We start from the raw sequence: 14,592 nt of genomic DNA, 5'->3' as shown, positions 1-14,592 counted from the left end.
TTAGTTATTCAATGGGTTAAGTGTGGCGCTACGCCTCATAAAATTCAAGATAATAGGGGTAATCTTGAATTTATATACTATAAAATAAATAATATTACGTTTTATGTATTACGTAATTATTGTATTTTTCAGACACAACCACGACAATAGCGCTCTCTGACTGGCAAAGGATGACGACCATGGCACGCAGCGGAATTCAGTACAGTGACGTCCAGCACGCGATTGATACGCTGCTGGCCCGCGGGGACACACCCAGCGTGCAGCGCATCCGAGAAGTGCTCGGCACCGGTAGTTTTACGACCATCAGTGAGCATTTCCGCTTATGGCGTACCGAGCGTGAGCAGAACCGGGATGTACCGCCCCCCAAAGGCGTGCCTGAAGTAGTCGTTAATGTCGCCAGCGAGCTATGGCGCGAGGCCCAAGACGTCGCTAACCAAGCGCTGGTTCACTACCGTGAAGATGCCAATCGCCAAGTAGAAAGCGCTCAACAGGCAGCTGCCGAGGCTCTACAGCAGGCGGCAAACGCCGAGCAGCGTGAAAGCGCACTGGCTGCTCACTTTCGCCAGACCGAAGAGCGCCTTGAAACGCTTAATCGAGAGCTGGCAGAGAGCCAAGCCAATGAGCGCCACTGGCAGCAACAAGCAGAAAATCTCCACCAGGAAGCTGCCCAACACCGCCATCAGCTAGACCAAACCCAGCAAGCGTTAAAAGAAGCGCAAACGCATTACAGTGAAAAGCTCGAAGAGCAGCAGAAGAGTTGGGAGCAGCGCTTAGCCCAAGAAGAGCAGCGCAACGAGGCATCAGAAGGAAAGTTGATGGCGCTATTGGATACGTTACGACAAGAACGCGCCCAGGAAGAGAAAGCGTTGCAGAAGCGCCTACAGCAGTGGGAGCAACGAGCAGATGCGCTGAGCCATGAGCTGAAGCAAAAAAATGACGCTCTTCAGGGTTATCAGCAAGAGTGTAGCTCGCTCAAGCAGCGCACCACCGAGCTTGAGCGCCAAAACGGTGAGCTGCATACCCATCGCAGCACGCTCGAAGAGTCGCTAGAGAAAGCGCACAAAGCGCTGGAAACTCAGCAGCAGCAAACGCGAGACAGTGTGCACTGGCAAGAGCAGCTATGGCAGCGCATGGCTTCCTTGCAAGCGCAGCTGGCAGACCTGCCCAACACGCTCGCCAGTAGCAGTGACGAAACACCAGAGACAAAAAAGCCATCCCGATAACGGGATGGCCAATAGTGGTTAGGGCATTAAAAGATTAGGAGTAGCTGTCCAGTCGGTTAAGACTTGCTGGGCTCACCGCTCTGCTCATCGGGTAACTCCCAAGTGCCCTTTTCGGTCCATGGATCGTTTTCCGGAAACTCTTCGATATTGATTTCTGGCTCATCGTAGTCGGGCTGGAAGCGCAAATCGTAGTGCGCCGCCCTAACCATAGAAACCATCAGCAACACGGAAATCAACAGCAGTGGTACGCCGCTGACGATACTGGCAGTTTGCAGCGTCTGCAGCCCACCTAAGAAGAGTAGCGACATGGGCAAGAGCGATAGCGTAAAGGCCCAGAATAGGCGATGCCAGCGCGCTGGCTCTTTATCAAGCTTCTTCTCAGCTGCCGACGAGAGGATGTAGGCAATCGAATCAAAGGTAGTGGCAGTGAAAATAGACAGCAGAATCACCACTGCTAACGTCACCAGCCAAGAGAGCGGCAGTTGGCTCAGCACTGCATAGAAGGCCGCATTAGCTGACTGATCGTTCATCACCTGGATAACGTCCAGCGTGCCTGAAAGCTGTAGGTAAAGGCCATAGTTGCCCAGGATGATGAAAAACAGCGCGCAGCCCAGTGAGCCAAAGAAAATCGATCCGGCCACCATGGTTTTGATGCGGCGCCCTTTCGAAATGCGCGCAATAAACAGACCCACGGTTGGCGCAAATACCAACCACCAAGCCCAATAAAAAATCGTCCAGGATTGATGGAAACCGGTGTCTTCGAAGCCATTCAGGTCACCGAAAGGCTCTGTCCATGTCGCCATTTGAACCAGGTTGCTGAGCATTAAGCCGATGGAGTTTAGGCCAGTATCCAAAATAAAGACGGTAGGCCCCATCACCAAGACAAACAGCAGCACGGCTAAACCAAGCCACATATTGATGTCAGACAGCATCTCGATGCCGCCCTTCAAACCGCGCCATGCACTTACCGCAAAGATCGCCGTGGTGCCTACCAGTACCGCAATTTGGCTGGTGGCATTAGGGGTGAAGGAGAACAGACCACCCAGCCCTTCATTGATCAACGGTACCAGAATACCTAGCGACGTTGCGCCGCCGCCCAGCATGCCAAAAATAAATAGAATATCAATGATGTTGCCCAGCCAGCTTCTAGCCAGTTTCTCTCCTAGCACGGGGCGAATGGCTTCACTGATGCGTAGCACTTTATGTTTACGCACGTGCAGGAAGTAAGCCATGGGCAGTGCGGGTACAAGGTAGATCGACCAAGCAATAGGGCCCCAGTGGAACATACCGTAAGTCGCTGCCCATGCGGTTGCCTCTTCAGAGAAAGGCTCGACATGAAAGGGAGGATTCTGCAGGTAGTACATCCACTCGACCATACCCCAGAACACAACCGCCCCGCCGATGCCTGCTGCAAACAGCATCGCGCCCCAGGAGAGCAGCGAAAACTCCGGCTCGGCGTCTACATCGCCCAGTTTGATTTGCCCTATATCGCTAAACACGATGTAGAACATAAAGCCCAGCGAAGCGACGCCCATGGCGAGATAGAGCACGCCAAAGTTAGTGGTCACGAAGCTTTGCGCTGCCATCACCCAGACGCGGCCCATCTCTGGAAACAGTATGAGCGGAAGCGTCACTGCAAGTAGCAGGCCCAAAGACCCGAAAAAGATAGGTTTATGGATATTAGAAAACACAGATGAGCGTTTAATGGCCGTCTCTCCATGGCACTTTGTTGGGAATTCTCTCGCCATAACGGCTTAGAGAATAGCTTTACAATAGTGTTACATGGAATAAACGTTGACTGCCAGCAGCGGCTTCTATCGTCGATCGTTTTTGCATATAAAAGCGCAACACAAAAAAGCCCAGCAGAGTGACCTGCTGGGCTTTTGCGACGCTAGCTTAAAGTATCTGAATGATGCTTTAGCGGTAATAAGCGTTTGTCGTGTCGGTATGGTCAGTCACATCACGGATGCCTGCCAGTTCGGGGATACGATCCATCAGCGTCTTCTCTACGCCATCTTTAAGCGTGAGATCCACCGCTGCGCACCCCTGACAACCGCCGCCGAACGCTAGAATCGCCACGCGGTCTTCTGTCAGCTCGACGAGCTTAATCTCGCCACCATGAGCCGCCAATCCAGGATTAATTTCACTGTAGAGCGTATAGTTGATACGGTCTTCCAGCGGGCTGTCGGCATTCACCTTGGGCATTTTAGCGTTGGGTGCTTTAATCGTCAGCTGTCCACCCATACGGTCGGCATTAAAGTCGACAACCGCTTCCTCTAAAAACGCCAAGCTGTTTTTGTCGAGAAATACACCAATTTTCTCAAGCTCAAGCTTAACGTCGGTGGGCTCTTCTTCCCCTGGACGGCAATAGGCTAAGCAGGTTTCTGCATAGGGCGTGCCAGGCTGAGTAATGAAGATGCGTACAGCGATGCCTTCAACGTTCTGCTTTTCCAGCAGTTCCGCTAAGTAGTCTTGTGCGCTGTCGGTAATGTTAATGCCGGGCGCTTCGATAGTCGTGGTCATAAGGGATGTTATCCTCCCGTGGTAGTGGCAAGGCCACATCACATGTCATTTGTCCCTATGGTAAGCAAAACCGCGTGCCGACACAATCCCGAGTGTTTTAGTCGGCTATTGCTCTCACCTATGAGTGCGGCTAATGATGCTGCAATAACTTCACGCCCGCACTTGCTGCCCTATGGGGCGCCCTTTGGTATGATAGCCGCCGCTCACCTAATGACGACGACGATAAAAATATCCTTTTCGACTGAGACGCTGGAGATTTTCCCCTGCCATGGCCGCTAGTGATTTGACTGCATCCCTCACCCAACGCCTTGCCCAACGCATCCTGATTCTGGATGGCGGCATGGGCACCATGCTGCAGAATGCCCAGCTCAGCGAGGATGATTTCCGCGGTGAACGCTTCCGCGATTGGCCGTCGGATTTAAAAGGTAATAATGACCTACTAGCGCTGACCTGCCCGGATGTCGTCGCTCGTATTCATCGCGATTATTTGGAAGCTGGCGCGGATATCCTGGAAACCAACACGTTTAACAGCACCCGGTTATCCCAGGCCGATTACGGCATGGAAGACCTGGTGCCCGAGCTTAACCGTGAATCGGCACGCTTGGCACGCGAAGTATGCGATGCGGTTGCCGCCGAGACCGATATCCCACGTTACGTGGCCGGGGTGCTAGGCCCAACGTCACGCACGGCATCACTCTCTCCAGACGTTAACGACCCCGCAAAACGTAACGTGACGTTTGATGCGCTTCGCGAAAACTACTACGAAGCGGCCAGTGCCCTGATCGAAGGCGGCGCTGACCTGATCATGATCGAAACGATCTTTGATACGCTTAACGCTAAAGCCGCTATCTATGCGCTTGAAGAGCTGTTTGAGGATCTTGGCCGCCGCCTGCCGGTGATGATCTCCGGCACGATTACCGATGCTTCCGGGCGCACGCTTTCCGGGCAAACCACGGAAGCCTTCTGGAACTCCGTGCGTCATGCCAACCCGCTCTCCGTGGGCTTGAACTGTGCGTTGGGTGCTGAAGAACTCCGCCCCTATTTAGAAGAGCTCTCCACCAAAGCCGACACGTTTGTGTCTGCTCATCCCAATGCGGGCTTGCCCAATGAGTTTGGTGAGTACGACCAAACGCCTGAAGAGATGGCCGCCATCGTCAGCGAGTTTGCCCAGAGCGGTTTAGTCAACATTATTGGTGGCTGCTGCGGGTCAACGCCTGAACATATCCGTGCCATTGCCGATGCCGTGCGCCCTATGGCGCCCCGCATAATACCGGAGCGCAGCAAAGCGTGCCGCCTGTCGGGTCTTGAGCCGTTTAATATTGAAGCCGACTCCCTGTTTGTTAACGTTGGTGAACGTACCAACGTGACCGGGTCGGCACGTTTTAAGCGCTTGATCGTTGAAGAAGATTTCACCACGGCGCTGGAAGTTGCTTTAGAGCAGGTGGAAAGCGGTGCCCAGGTTATCGACATCAACATGGATGAAGGCATGTTGGAGTCGAAGGAAGCCATGGTGCGCTTCCTGAACCTGATTGCAGGCGAGCCCGACATTGCCCGCGTGCCGATCATGATCGATTCCTCGAAATGGGACATCATTGAAGCAGGCCTGAAGTGCGTTCAAGGCAAGGCGGTTGTTAACTCAATCTCCCTAAAAGAAGGCGAAGCCGCCTTCCGCGAGCAGGCAACTAAATGCCGCCGCTTCGGTGCGGCGATTGTCGTCATGGCGTTTGACGAAGAGGGTCAGGCCGACACCTTTGCACGTAAAACCGAAATCTGCGAACGTGCTTATCGGCTGCTCGTGGACGAGATTGGTTTTCCGCCGGAAGACATCATTTTCGACCCGAATATCTTCGCCATCGCCACGGGCATTGAAGAGCACAATAACTACGCCGTCGATTTTATCGAAGCCACTCAGTGGATTCGTGAGCACCTGCCCCACGCAATGATCTCTGGCGGCGTCTCCAACGTTTCGTTCTCGTTCCGGGGTAACAATCCGGTACGCGAAGCGATCCATTCGGTATTCCTCTACCACGCCATTCGCGCCGGGCTCAGCATGGGCATCGTCAACGCCGGTCAGCTGGCGGTCTACGATGACCTGCCTGCCGAGCTGCGCGATGCAGTGGAAGACGTCGTGCTGAATCGTCGCCCTGACGGTACTGAACGCCTGCTGGACCTCGCTGATAAATACAAAGGGGATGGCAGCGGCCCTGCTAAAAAAGAAGATTTGGAGTGGCGCAGCTGGCCCGTCAACAAGCGTATTGAACACGCGCTGGTGAAAGGGGTGACTGCCTTTATCGAGGAAGATACTGAAGAGGCTCGTGCCCAGGCCGCTCGCCCGATTGAGGTGATCGAAGGTCCGCTCATGGACGGCATGAACGTGGTGGGCGACCTGTTTGGTGCAGGCAAAATGTTCCTGCCCCAAGTGGTCAAGTCGGCTCGCGTCATGAAGCAAGCGGTCGCTTATCTGATCCCCTATATCGAAGCGGAAAAAAGCGAAGACACCCAAGCCAAAGGCAAAATCGTCATGGCCACGGTTAAGGGTGATGTACACGACATCGGAAAAAACATCGTGGGCGTCGTGCTGCAGTGTAATAACTACGAAGTGATTGACCTGGGTGTGATGGTTCCCACCGAGAAAATTTTGCAGGCCGCCATCGACCACAATGCCGATATCATCGGCCTCTCTGGCCTAATTACGCCCTCGCTGGATGAAATGGTCCATGTGGCCAAAGAGATGCAGCGCCGTGGTATGAACCTACCGCTGCTGATTGGCGGTGCCACCACCTCAAAAGCGCACACGGCAGTTAAAATCGAACCGCAGTACGAGCACCCCGTTATTTACGTGACGGATGCTTCACGTGCGGTAGGCGTGGCCGGTAAGTTGCTGGCCCCCAATTTGAAATCTGCTTACGTGGCCGAGATTCGCGAAGAGTACGAAAAAGTACGCGAGCGTAACGCCAAGCGTCGTCCGAAAGCGGCTGACCTGGATTACACCCAGGCACGTAAACGCCGCTTCCGCACCGACTGGGCAAATCATACCCCTGCCAAGCCGAACACGCTGGGTCTGATGACCTTTGACGATTACGACCTGGAAGAGCTGGTCGAGCGTATCGACTGGACGCCTTTCTTCATGAGCTGGCAGCTTGCCGGGAAGTACCCCAAGATTCTCAATGACGAAGTGGTGGGTGAAGCCGCCCAAAACCTGTTTGACGATGCCAAAGTGATGCTGCGCAAGCTGATCGACGAAAAGCGCGTACAGGCGCGGGGCGTGATTGGCTTATGGCCCGCTAACAGCGTGGATGACGACGTGATCGAAGTATACGCCGATGAGAGCCGCACCGAAGTAGTCGAGCGCTTACACCATATTCGTCAGCAGACCACCAAAGGCCGCGACGGCATCTGCTACAGTCTGGCCGACTTCATCGCTCCTAAAGAGAGCGGCAAGCCGGACTGGATTGGCGGTTTCGCCGTGACTACTGGCCACGGTGTTGACGAGCTCTCCAAGGCCTATGAGGCAGCGGGCGATGACTATAACGCCATCATGGTGCAGGCGCTCACCGACCGTTTGGCAGAAGCCTTTGCCGAACGTATGCACGAGAGAGTACGGAAAGAGTTCTGGGGCTACGTGCCCGAAGAAACGCTGGACAACGAAGCACTAATTGCAGAAAAGTACCAAGGCATTCGCCCGGCTCCGGGCTACCCCGCCTGCCCCGACCATACCGAGAAGGCAACGCTTTTCCGTCTCTTGAACGCGCCGGACAACACCGGCCTTACGCTGACGGAAAATTTTGCTATGTGGCCAGCAGCGGCCGTATCGGGGTGGTACTTTGCTCACCCGCAGTCGAAGTACTTCTCTACCGGCAAAATTACTCGCGACCAAGTCGAAGCGCTGGCTGAGCGTAAGCAGATGCCGCTGGAGGAGATGGAGCGCTGGCTGTCGCCGGTACTCTCTTACGACCCTAGCTAAACCAGTCTAGCGTATGTCGCCGGTGGTTCGTCGTCAGGGAAAGGTCATGCGCTTGGCCTTCCCCATTATGTTGGGCATGCTCTCCCAGAGCGTGCTCAACCTTATTGATGCTGCTCTGGTAGGCCACTTAGGCCAGGAAGCACTGGCGGGCGTCGGTATCGGCGGCTATGCCATGTTTATGATGACGGCACTGGTCTTTGGGCTCTCCTCCAGCGTGCAGTCGCAAACCGCCCATGCTTCAGGTGTTGAAAAAGCCTGCACTGACCAGCCACTCACTACTCAGCCGCTTCGGGCTGGCTTAATGATTGGCTTAGCCATTGGCCTGCCGCTCTCATGCCTTGCTTGGTGGCAAGCACCTGCCCTCATCCAACTGATCGCGCCCTCGAAGGAGGTAACGCAGATTGCCCTTGAGTACTTCCGCTGGCGCGTTGTAGCGCTCACGGTGATTGCACTGACTCTTTGCCTGCGCGGCTACTGGAATGGATTGCAACAAACGCACCTTTATCTGCGTATTATCGTATTCGTGCATGTTGTGAACGTCGCTCTCAGCGCGGCGCTGATTTACGGTGTTGGATGGTTACCAGCATTAGGCGTGAACGGCGCCGCTATCGGCACCACTCTGTCGCTTCTGCTCGGGTTATTCATCTGGGCTGTCATTACGTGGCGACAATGCCCTCCGCTAACTCGCCTCTTGCCTCCATGGCATGGCGTGAAGGTTACTCTGAAGCTCGCGCTTCCCCACTCGCTACAGCAGCTATGGTTTGCCGCAGGCTACGTGGTGCTGTTTTGGCTGCTGGGCCAGTTGGGTACATCCAGCGTGGCCGTGGGCCATGTGCTGGTGAATTTATCTCTCTTACTGATTTTGCCAGGAGTCGGCGTTGGCGTGGCCGCCATGAGCCTTGTAGGCGAGGCCCTAGGCCGCGACGATCAGCAGGCCGCGCACCGCTGGGGCATTGACGCCTTAAGTGTTGCCGGTATGCTGCTGACTGTTTTAGCGTTACCCATGCTCGTTATGCCCGAGCCCATTTTAAGCATCTTCTTTACCGATGAGGCGCTGGTGCAGTTGGGGAGACTGCCGCTGCAAATCACCGGCTTGATGATTGTGCTTGATGCTGCCGCACTGGTGCTGGCGCAGGCATTGATGGGCGCAGGTGCGCAGCGTACCGTCATGCTGCTGACGCTGGGCATGCAGTGGCTACTCTTTTTGCCGCTGGCCTGGTGGGTGGGTATTTGGCTTGGCTACGGCCTTGTAGGTGTATGGTTGACGCAGCTCTTTTACCGGCTGCTCAACTCCAGCAGCTTTTTGTGGGTATGGCAGCGACGCCGCTGGCTAGCCCACGGCTTTAAAATAGACGCTTCTAAATAGCATTTAACGATAAAAAGATAATTATATATTCTTTTGTAGAATATGACGCCCGCGTTAAGGTGACGGCACATTACCGTCCGTCTCGACGTGACCATTTCGCTTTTAGCAGGATCGTGCCCCATGTACCGTTATGATATTCACGACCAAACGCTGGTTGACGAGCGCGTAGCTCAGTTCCGCGATCAGATGGAACGCTACCAAGCCGGACGTTTGGGAGAAGAAGAGTTTCGCCCGCTACGGCTGCAAAACGGCCTGTATATTCAAAAGCACGCACCGATGCTGCGCATTGCCATCCCATACGGGATGCTAGCAGGCGCTCAACTGCGTGCACTGGCCGATATCACCCGCCGCTACGACCGCGGCTACGGCCACTTTACGACGCGCCAAAACCTGCAGCTCAACTGGCCTGCGCTGGAAGACGTGCCGGATATCTTAGGTGAGCTGGCCAAAGTACAGATGCACGCTATTCAAACCAGCGGCAACTGCATTCGTAACACCACCAGCGACCAGTTTGCTGGTATTGCCAACGATGAAGTGGAAGACCCACGCCCCTGGTGCGAGCTTATTCGTCAGTGGTCTACCCTGCATCCGGAATTCGCCTATCTGCCACGCAAATTCAAAATTGCCGTGAGCGGTGCTGCCCAAGATCGCGCGGCTATTCAAGTGCACGATATTGGCCTGCGCCTGTGGCGCAACGATGACGGCGAGCTGCGCATTAAAGTGCTGGCCGGTGGTGGTCTGGGCCGCACGCCCATGATTGGCGATGTGGTGCGCGAAGACCTGCCCTGGCAGCACCTGCTGACGTATCTTGAAGCCTGCGTACGGGTTTACAACCAGTTCGGCCGCCGGGACAACAAGTTCAAGGCGCGCATTAAGATATTGGTGAAAGCGCTAGGCATTGAAGAGTTCCGCCGCCGGGTTGATGAAGAGTGGGCCCACCTGAAAGATGGCCCGCAGACCCTTAACCAAGCAGCGGTCGAGGCAGCCAAGGTGCACTTCCCTGAACCCGACCGTCGCCCGGTAGCAGCGAGCGCCACGGAAGATTTCGACAAGCTACGCAGTGAAAACCGCAGCTTTGCGCGCTTTGTGACCAATAACGTGACCGACCACAAAGTGCCGGGCTACAAAGCCGTCACGCTGTCGCTGAAGCGCCGCGAGCACGCACCGGGGGATGTCACAGCCGACCAGATGGAAGCCGTTGCTGATTTGGCTGACCGCTACAGCTTTGGTGAAGTGCGTGTTACTCACGAGCAGAACTTGGTGCTATCAGATGTGCCGGTTGACGAGCTAGAAGCGCTGTGGAAAGAGCTGGACACGCTCGGCATGGCCAACCCCACTGTTGGCACGCTGAACGACATTATCTGCTGCCCCGGTGGCGACTACTGCGGCCTTGCCAATGCGGTCTCGATTCCGATTGCCCAGGCGCTTCAAGAGCGGTTTGAAGACTTAGACTTCCTTTACGACCTTGGCCCGCTGGACCTGAACATTTCAGGCTGCATGAACGCCTGTGGTCACCACCACGTCGGCCACATCGGTATTTTGGGTGTCGATAAGAAAGGCGAAGAGTACTACCAGATTTCTATTGGCGGTAACTCCACCGATGATGCCTCACTGGGCAAAATTCTGGGCCCTTCTTTCTTCCGTGAAGACGTGCCGGGCGTGGTTGAGAAAGTGCTGGAAGTCTATGTGGCCGAGCGTCACGAAGACGAGCGTTTCCTGGATACTTATCGCCGCATTGGCCTAAAACCCTTTAAGGAGCGTGTTTATGCCCAGCAATGACACCCAAACCGAAGCGGTTGAACAAACCCCGGTTCATGTAGATCATTTAATTGAAAACGGTGAGCTTGCTGCAGAGAATGCGTGGTGTGTCTCCTACGATGCCAACGAATTGCCAGAACAACGCCCTGCGTTTGTTCCATTGGCTCTCTGGCAAGCGAACCAAGACGACAACGAACTCGCCCCTCTGCTCACGAGTGACACTGAACTTACTACCGAGCTTGGCAGCACGTTGAAAGGCGCTTCTGCTATTGCCGTAGACTTTCCTGCATTCACCGATGGTCGCGGCTACACCATCGCTCGCCTGCTGCGCGAGCGTTATGGCTACCAAGGTGAAATTCGCGCGGTTGGTGATGTGCTGGTGGATCAGTTGGATTACATGCGCCGCTGTGGTTTCTCCACCATGGCACTGCGTGATGACCAGCATCCAGAAGATGCCCTTCGCGCTCTGAACGCCTTTAGCGTACGCTACCAAACCGACGTTGAAGAGCGCCAAGCGCTATTTGAAAAGCGTTTAACGGCTAGCCATTAAACCGCTCTACTGCACTACAAACGCCGACAGGGGCCAGCCCTTGTCGGCGTTTTTGCGTTTAACCGCGCCGTTTCTGCTGGCGCTCACGATTATTGGCTTTGGCGCGATCACTTTTACGCAGCATCACCCAGGTTGCGCCTAATCCCCCTTCGGAGGGCTGAGCGGATACATAGGCCTGCACCTCATCAAACTGAGTGAGCCACTTGGCAATATAAGAGCGCAGTACGTTGGCCGGGCTATCCAGCTCCCGCCCACGGCCGTGAACGATTAATACCGAGCGCAGGTCGTGCGCATAGGCCTCTTGGATGAAGGGAAACAGCATTCGCCGGCACTCTGCCAGCGGGCGCCGTAGCATGTGCAGTTGCGCCTGCACACTGTAGCCACCGTGCTTTAATTTATCGACGACCCCTTGTTGAATGCCCTCTCGGCGAAACTCAATAGGATCAAACGGGGGCAGCAGATCAACAAAGTCGTCAGATAAAAAATTACGCTCATCTAAGCGCTCTGCAGCGCTTTCACGTCTGGCCAGCTGGGCTTCTGAGGGCCGCTGACGTTGGGGGCCTGTGTCTGCACGGTTACGCTTAGGAAGTGGCTTCACATCGCCAACGAGTGCGCGGAAATCCATCTCATCACGAAGTGACTGGCTCATAACAGGCTCCTCCGATAGGGTCCGATGCTTAGTCTAATGCCTAAGCGACGATGCTTATCGTAGCAAAATCACCGACACTGCTTAAGACTTGTCTTACGGCGGTCAGTTCTTCACCCTAGATAGCCATTCGTTGCCTAGGACATCAGCATGATTTGGTTAAAGCGGTTAGTGGATGTCTCGCTACTCTGCCTAATGGGAGTGGCCACTTGGCTATGGTTGACCATGCTTAGCCCATGGTTCTACGAACGCCCGGAAGAGCTGCCGGACATCGAACAGCGCACGCACCAGGTCTTTGTTTATGGCACTCTACGTTACTTGCCCATTCGATGGGTGGTGATGGGCACCTCAGGCTCGCCTAAGCCTGCCCGCCTAGACGGATTTGAACGCCAAGGGCTGGATCTTTCCCGCAACGCAGACAGTTATGTCGATGGCCTACTGCTGACCGTTTCGCCCGAGGCCTTGCAGCGGTTGGACCGCTACGAGCGGCTGGGCATTCGCTATGAACGCGTTGAACAGACACTCGCGGATGGTAGTACTGCCTGGGTATACGTACGACTCCCCATGGTAAGTGAGCTCGAGATCCACCCTCCTGCCCACCGGATAGCTCTGGTAACATACGACTAGTTTTTTGTGGCCGCAGAGTCCCACCGACGGTCGCCACCCCTACTGTTTAGGACACGCCATGAGTGAAGCCACGCCGTACGTATTAATTCTGTATTACTCCCGTTCAGGTGCCACTGCAGACATGGCACGCCAACTAGCTGCGGGCGTTGAAAGCATCCCTGGTATTGAGGCGCGCTTGCGCACCGTGCCAGCAGTGTCGCCAACCTGTGAAGCGGTGGATCCAGAGATCCCAGAGGAAGGGGCTGTTTATGCAGACCTGGATGACTTACGCCACTGCAGCGCGCTAGCGTTAGGTAGCCCGACGCGTTTTGGCAATATGGCAGCACCGTTAAAGTATTTTCTCGACACCACCAGTAGCCTCTGGATGAACGGTGCGTTAATTGATAAACCCGCCAGCGCCTTCACCTCCACGTCCAGCTTGCATGGCGGCCAGGAAAGCACGCTATTGACGATGCTGGTACCACTACTCCATCACGGCATGGTGTATGCGGGTATTCCCTACAGTGAAACCGAGCTGCTGAACACTCAGCACGGCGGCACGCCTTACGGGGCTAGCCATGTGGCAGGGGCGCGCAGTGATCGCCCGGTAGACGAGCACGAACGGGCTCTGTGCAAGGCACAAGGTAAACGGCTCGCGAAACTAGCGCTGGCAATGCACAAGATGCGCCTGGAGGAAACACCATGAGGCAGTGGTTAGAGGGGCTTGAGGAGAAACACGGTCTCGATAAATTAACCCGACAAGCACGACAGTTAGTGATCATCAGCTTTGTGCTGCTACTGGTGCTAGTGATTTATCGTGGCTTCTTTGTACAGGGCGATACGTTTAACTGGCGGCCAGTCGTGGCGTTTGTGCTTCCACTGGTGCTGTTCTTGCCGTCTATTATTGGCCAGCGAGCTCGTGGGCACGCTTGGCTTGCGTTCGTCAGCCTGCTCTATTTCACCCAAGGCGTTATGTTAGCCACGCTACCGGGGCAAGGCATGCGTGGCGTTCTGGAAGCCTTAGTAGCCCTGGCGCTGTTTACGGGCTGCATGGGCTATGCGCGCTTTCGCAGCCGCCAGCAGCGCCTTAACGGCTAGCCACTGCTAATAAAACCAGAGCCAGCCACTCACGCCTGCTGCTACCAGCAACGCGCCAATCGCATAGCGCTTTTGTGCACGGTAAGCGGCAGGCTTTTCATCGGCTGGCACGTTTGAAAAACGCTTCACACCCGTCAGCATAGCGGGCACTAAGCGCTCGCCCTGCAGTGTATGCCAAACCAAACCCACCAGATGTAAACCAATCAATATCAGCAACAGGTCGCTATTCAACGAATGCAGGCGGGCCAGCACGTCACCTACTGATGGGCCAAAAAGCCCATACAGCGGTGCCTGAAAGAAAATATCATCGCTCAGAAATAGCCCGCTAAGCGCTTGAAAACCCAGTGACACTAGTAATAGCACCACCATCCATCCGCCTACCGGGTTATGGCTTGCATAGTGCGGTGCACGCCGTGTCATCAGCGCTTTGGCGTACCCGGCCGTCTTCTTCGGGCCGTATAAAAAAGTGCTAAACCGAGCGTAGGGCGAGCCTACCAACCCCCAAATAAAACGAAATACCAACAGGCCAATAATGATGTAGCCTGACTGAGCATGCACTTCGATAGGAAATAAAAACGGTTGCCCCGTGGTTTTGGTGGTGTAAAACGAAATCACCACCGCCGCCAATAGGGACCAGTGAAACAAACGAATTAACTTATCCCATACGGCTATGCGTGTCGTGTGACTCTGCATCAAGCTATCCTCTAACGTCATACTGGTAGAGTTTCTCATTTATTGCTGTTTTCTCATAGAACGATTCAGCGCGCCTGCTAACGCTTTGCTACTGCTCTTATCGTTTGCAACCATAAACCGAACAACACTTGAGCTTTATCGGTAGACCAGCGAACATGACAATAA

Annotated in this window: 12 protein-coding genes; 8 read left to right on the top strand and 4 right to left on the bottom strand. The window is 54.9% G+C overall.

From position 1 onward, the window contains the following. Nucleotides 1–179: 179 nt before the first annotated feature. Nucleotides 180–1,223 carry a DNA-binding protein gene (locus ACIGG6_RS01150; protein WP_399841412.1) on the top strand — a complete coding sequence of 348 codons (1,044 nt, stop codon included), beginning with the start codon at nucleotides 180–182 and terminating at the stop codon, nucleotides 1,221–1,223. 56 nt (nucleotides 1,224–1,279) lie between these two features. Here ACIGG6_RS01150 and ACIGG6_RS01145 read toward each other — a convergent pair whose 3' ends face one another. Together ACIGG6_RS01145 and nfuA are read right to left on the bottom strand one after the other, a co-directional pair. Next, nucleotides 1,280–2,971: a BCCT family transporter gene (locus ACIGG6_RS01145; RefSeq protein WP_301281967.1), complete on the bottom strand. Its 1,692-nt coding sequence runs from the start codon at nucleotides 2,969–2,971 to the stop codon at nucleotides 1,280–1,282. A 169-nt stretch (nucleotides 2,972–3,140) separates the two neighbouring features. After that, nucleotides 3,141–3,746, bottom strand: a complete 606-nt coding sequence (nfuA, locus tag ACIGG6_RS01140) for a Fe-S biogenesis protein NfuA (RefSeq protein WP_054645091.1) — start codon at nucleotides 3,744–3,746, stop codon at nucleotides 3,141–3,143. 268 nt (nucleotides 3,747–4,014) lie between these two features. On the opposite strand from nfuA, the gene metH reads away from it, so the two are divergent. From metH to ACIGG6_RS01120, 4 genes are all read left to right on the top strand, one after another. After that, nucleotides 4,015–7,710: a methionine synthase gene (metH, locus tag ACIGG6_RS01135; protein WP_399841408.1), complete on the top strand. Its 3,696-nt coding sequence runs from the start codon at nucleotides 4,015–4,017 to the stop codon at nucleotides 7,708–7,710. 13 nt (nucleotides 7,711–7,723) lie between these two features. After that, nucleotides 7,724–9,076 (top strand): MATE family efflux transporter, encoded by a 1,353-nt coding sequence (locus ACIGG6_RS01130; RefSeq protein WP_399841406.1) that lies wholly within the window; start codon nucleotides 7,724–7,726, stop codon nucleotides 9,074–9,076. Nucleotides 9,077–9,196: 120 nt separating this feature from the next. Next, nucleotides 9,197–10,855: a nitrite/sulfite reductase gene (locus ACIGG6_RS01125; protein WP_399841403.1), complete on the top strand. Its 1,659-nt coding sequence runs from the start codon at nucleotides 9,197–9,199 to the stop codon at nucleotides 10,853–10,855. Further along, nucleotides 10,842–11,384 carry a DUF934 domain-containing protein gene (locus tag ACIGG6_RS01120; protein ID WP_399841401.1) on the top strand — a complete coding sequence of 181 codons (543 nt, stop codon included), beginning with the start codon at nucleotides 10,842–10,844 and terminating at the stop codon, nucleotides 11,382–11,384. The genes ACIGG6_RS01125 and ACIGG6_RS01120 overlap by 14 nt, the downstream gene beginning before the upstream one ends. Before the next feature lie 58 nt (nucleotides 11,385–11,442). Here ACIGG6_RS01120 and smrA read toward each other — a convergent pair whose 3' ends face one another. Then, nucleotides 11,443–12,033, bottom strand: a complete 591-nt coding sequence (smrA, locus tag ACIGG6_RS01115; RefSeq protein WP_399841399.1) for a DNA endonuclease SmrA — start codon at nucleotides 12,031–12,033, stop codon at nucleotides 11,443–11,445. Nucleotides 12,034–12,180: 147 nt separating this feature from the next. Here smrA and ACIGG6_RS01110 point away from each other — a divergent pair, with 147 nt between their 5' ends. From ACIGG6_RS01110 to ACIGG6_RS01100, 3 genes are read left to right on the top strand one after another with little or no spacing between them, the layout of a single operon-like run. Further along, nucleotides 12,181–12,657 carry a gamma-glutamylcyclotransferase family protein gene (locus ACIGG6_RS01110; protein ID WP_399841397.1) on the top strand — a complete coding sequence of 159 codons (477 nt, stop codon included), beginning with the start codon at nucleotides 12,181–12,183 and terminating at the stop codon, nucleotides 12,655–12,657. A 58-nt stretch (nucleotides 12,658–12,715) separates the two neighbouring features. Further along, nucleotides 12,716–13,342 (top strand): NAD(P)H:quinone oxidoreductase, encoded by a 627-nt coding sequence (wrbA, locus tag ACIGG6_RS01105; RefSeq protein ID WP_054641137.1) that lies wholly within the window; start codon nucleotides 12,716–12,718, stop codon nucleotides 13,340–13,342. Continuing rightward, nucleotides 13,339–13,734 (top strand): DUF2069 domain-containing protein, encoded by a 396-nt coding sequence (locus ACIGG6_RS01100; protein ID WP_058577928.1) that lies wholly within the window; start codon nucleotides 13,339–13,341, stop codon nucleotides 13,732–13,734. The genes wrbA and ACIGG6_RS01100 overlap by 4 nt, the downstream gene beginning before the upstream one ends. A gap of 6 nt (nucleotides 13,735–13,740) precedes the next feature. Here the strand turns inward: ACIGG6_RS01100 and ACIGG6_RS01095 are convergent, their stop codons facing one another. Next, nucleotides 13,741–14,427, bottom strand: coding sequence for a cytochrome b/b6 domain-containing protein (locus ACIGG6_RS01095; RefSeq protein ID WP_399841394.1), 687 nt, complete (start codon nucleotides 14,425–14,427; stop codon nucleotides 13,741–13,743). Nucleotides 14,428–14,592 lie beyond the last annotated feature (165 nt).

It is taken from the genome of Vreelandella lionensis (assembly GCF_044543515.1).
Taxonomy (GTDB): Bacteria; Pseudomonadota; Gammaproteobacteria; order Pseudomonadales; family Halomonadaceae; genus Vreelandella; species Vreelandella lionensis.
This window is presented reverse-complemented; position numbering and strand designations above follow the sequence as displayed.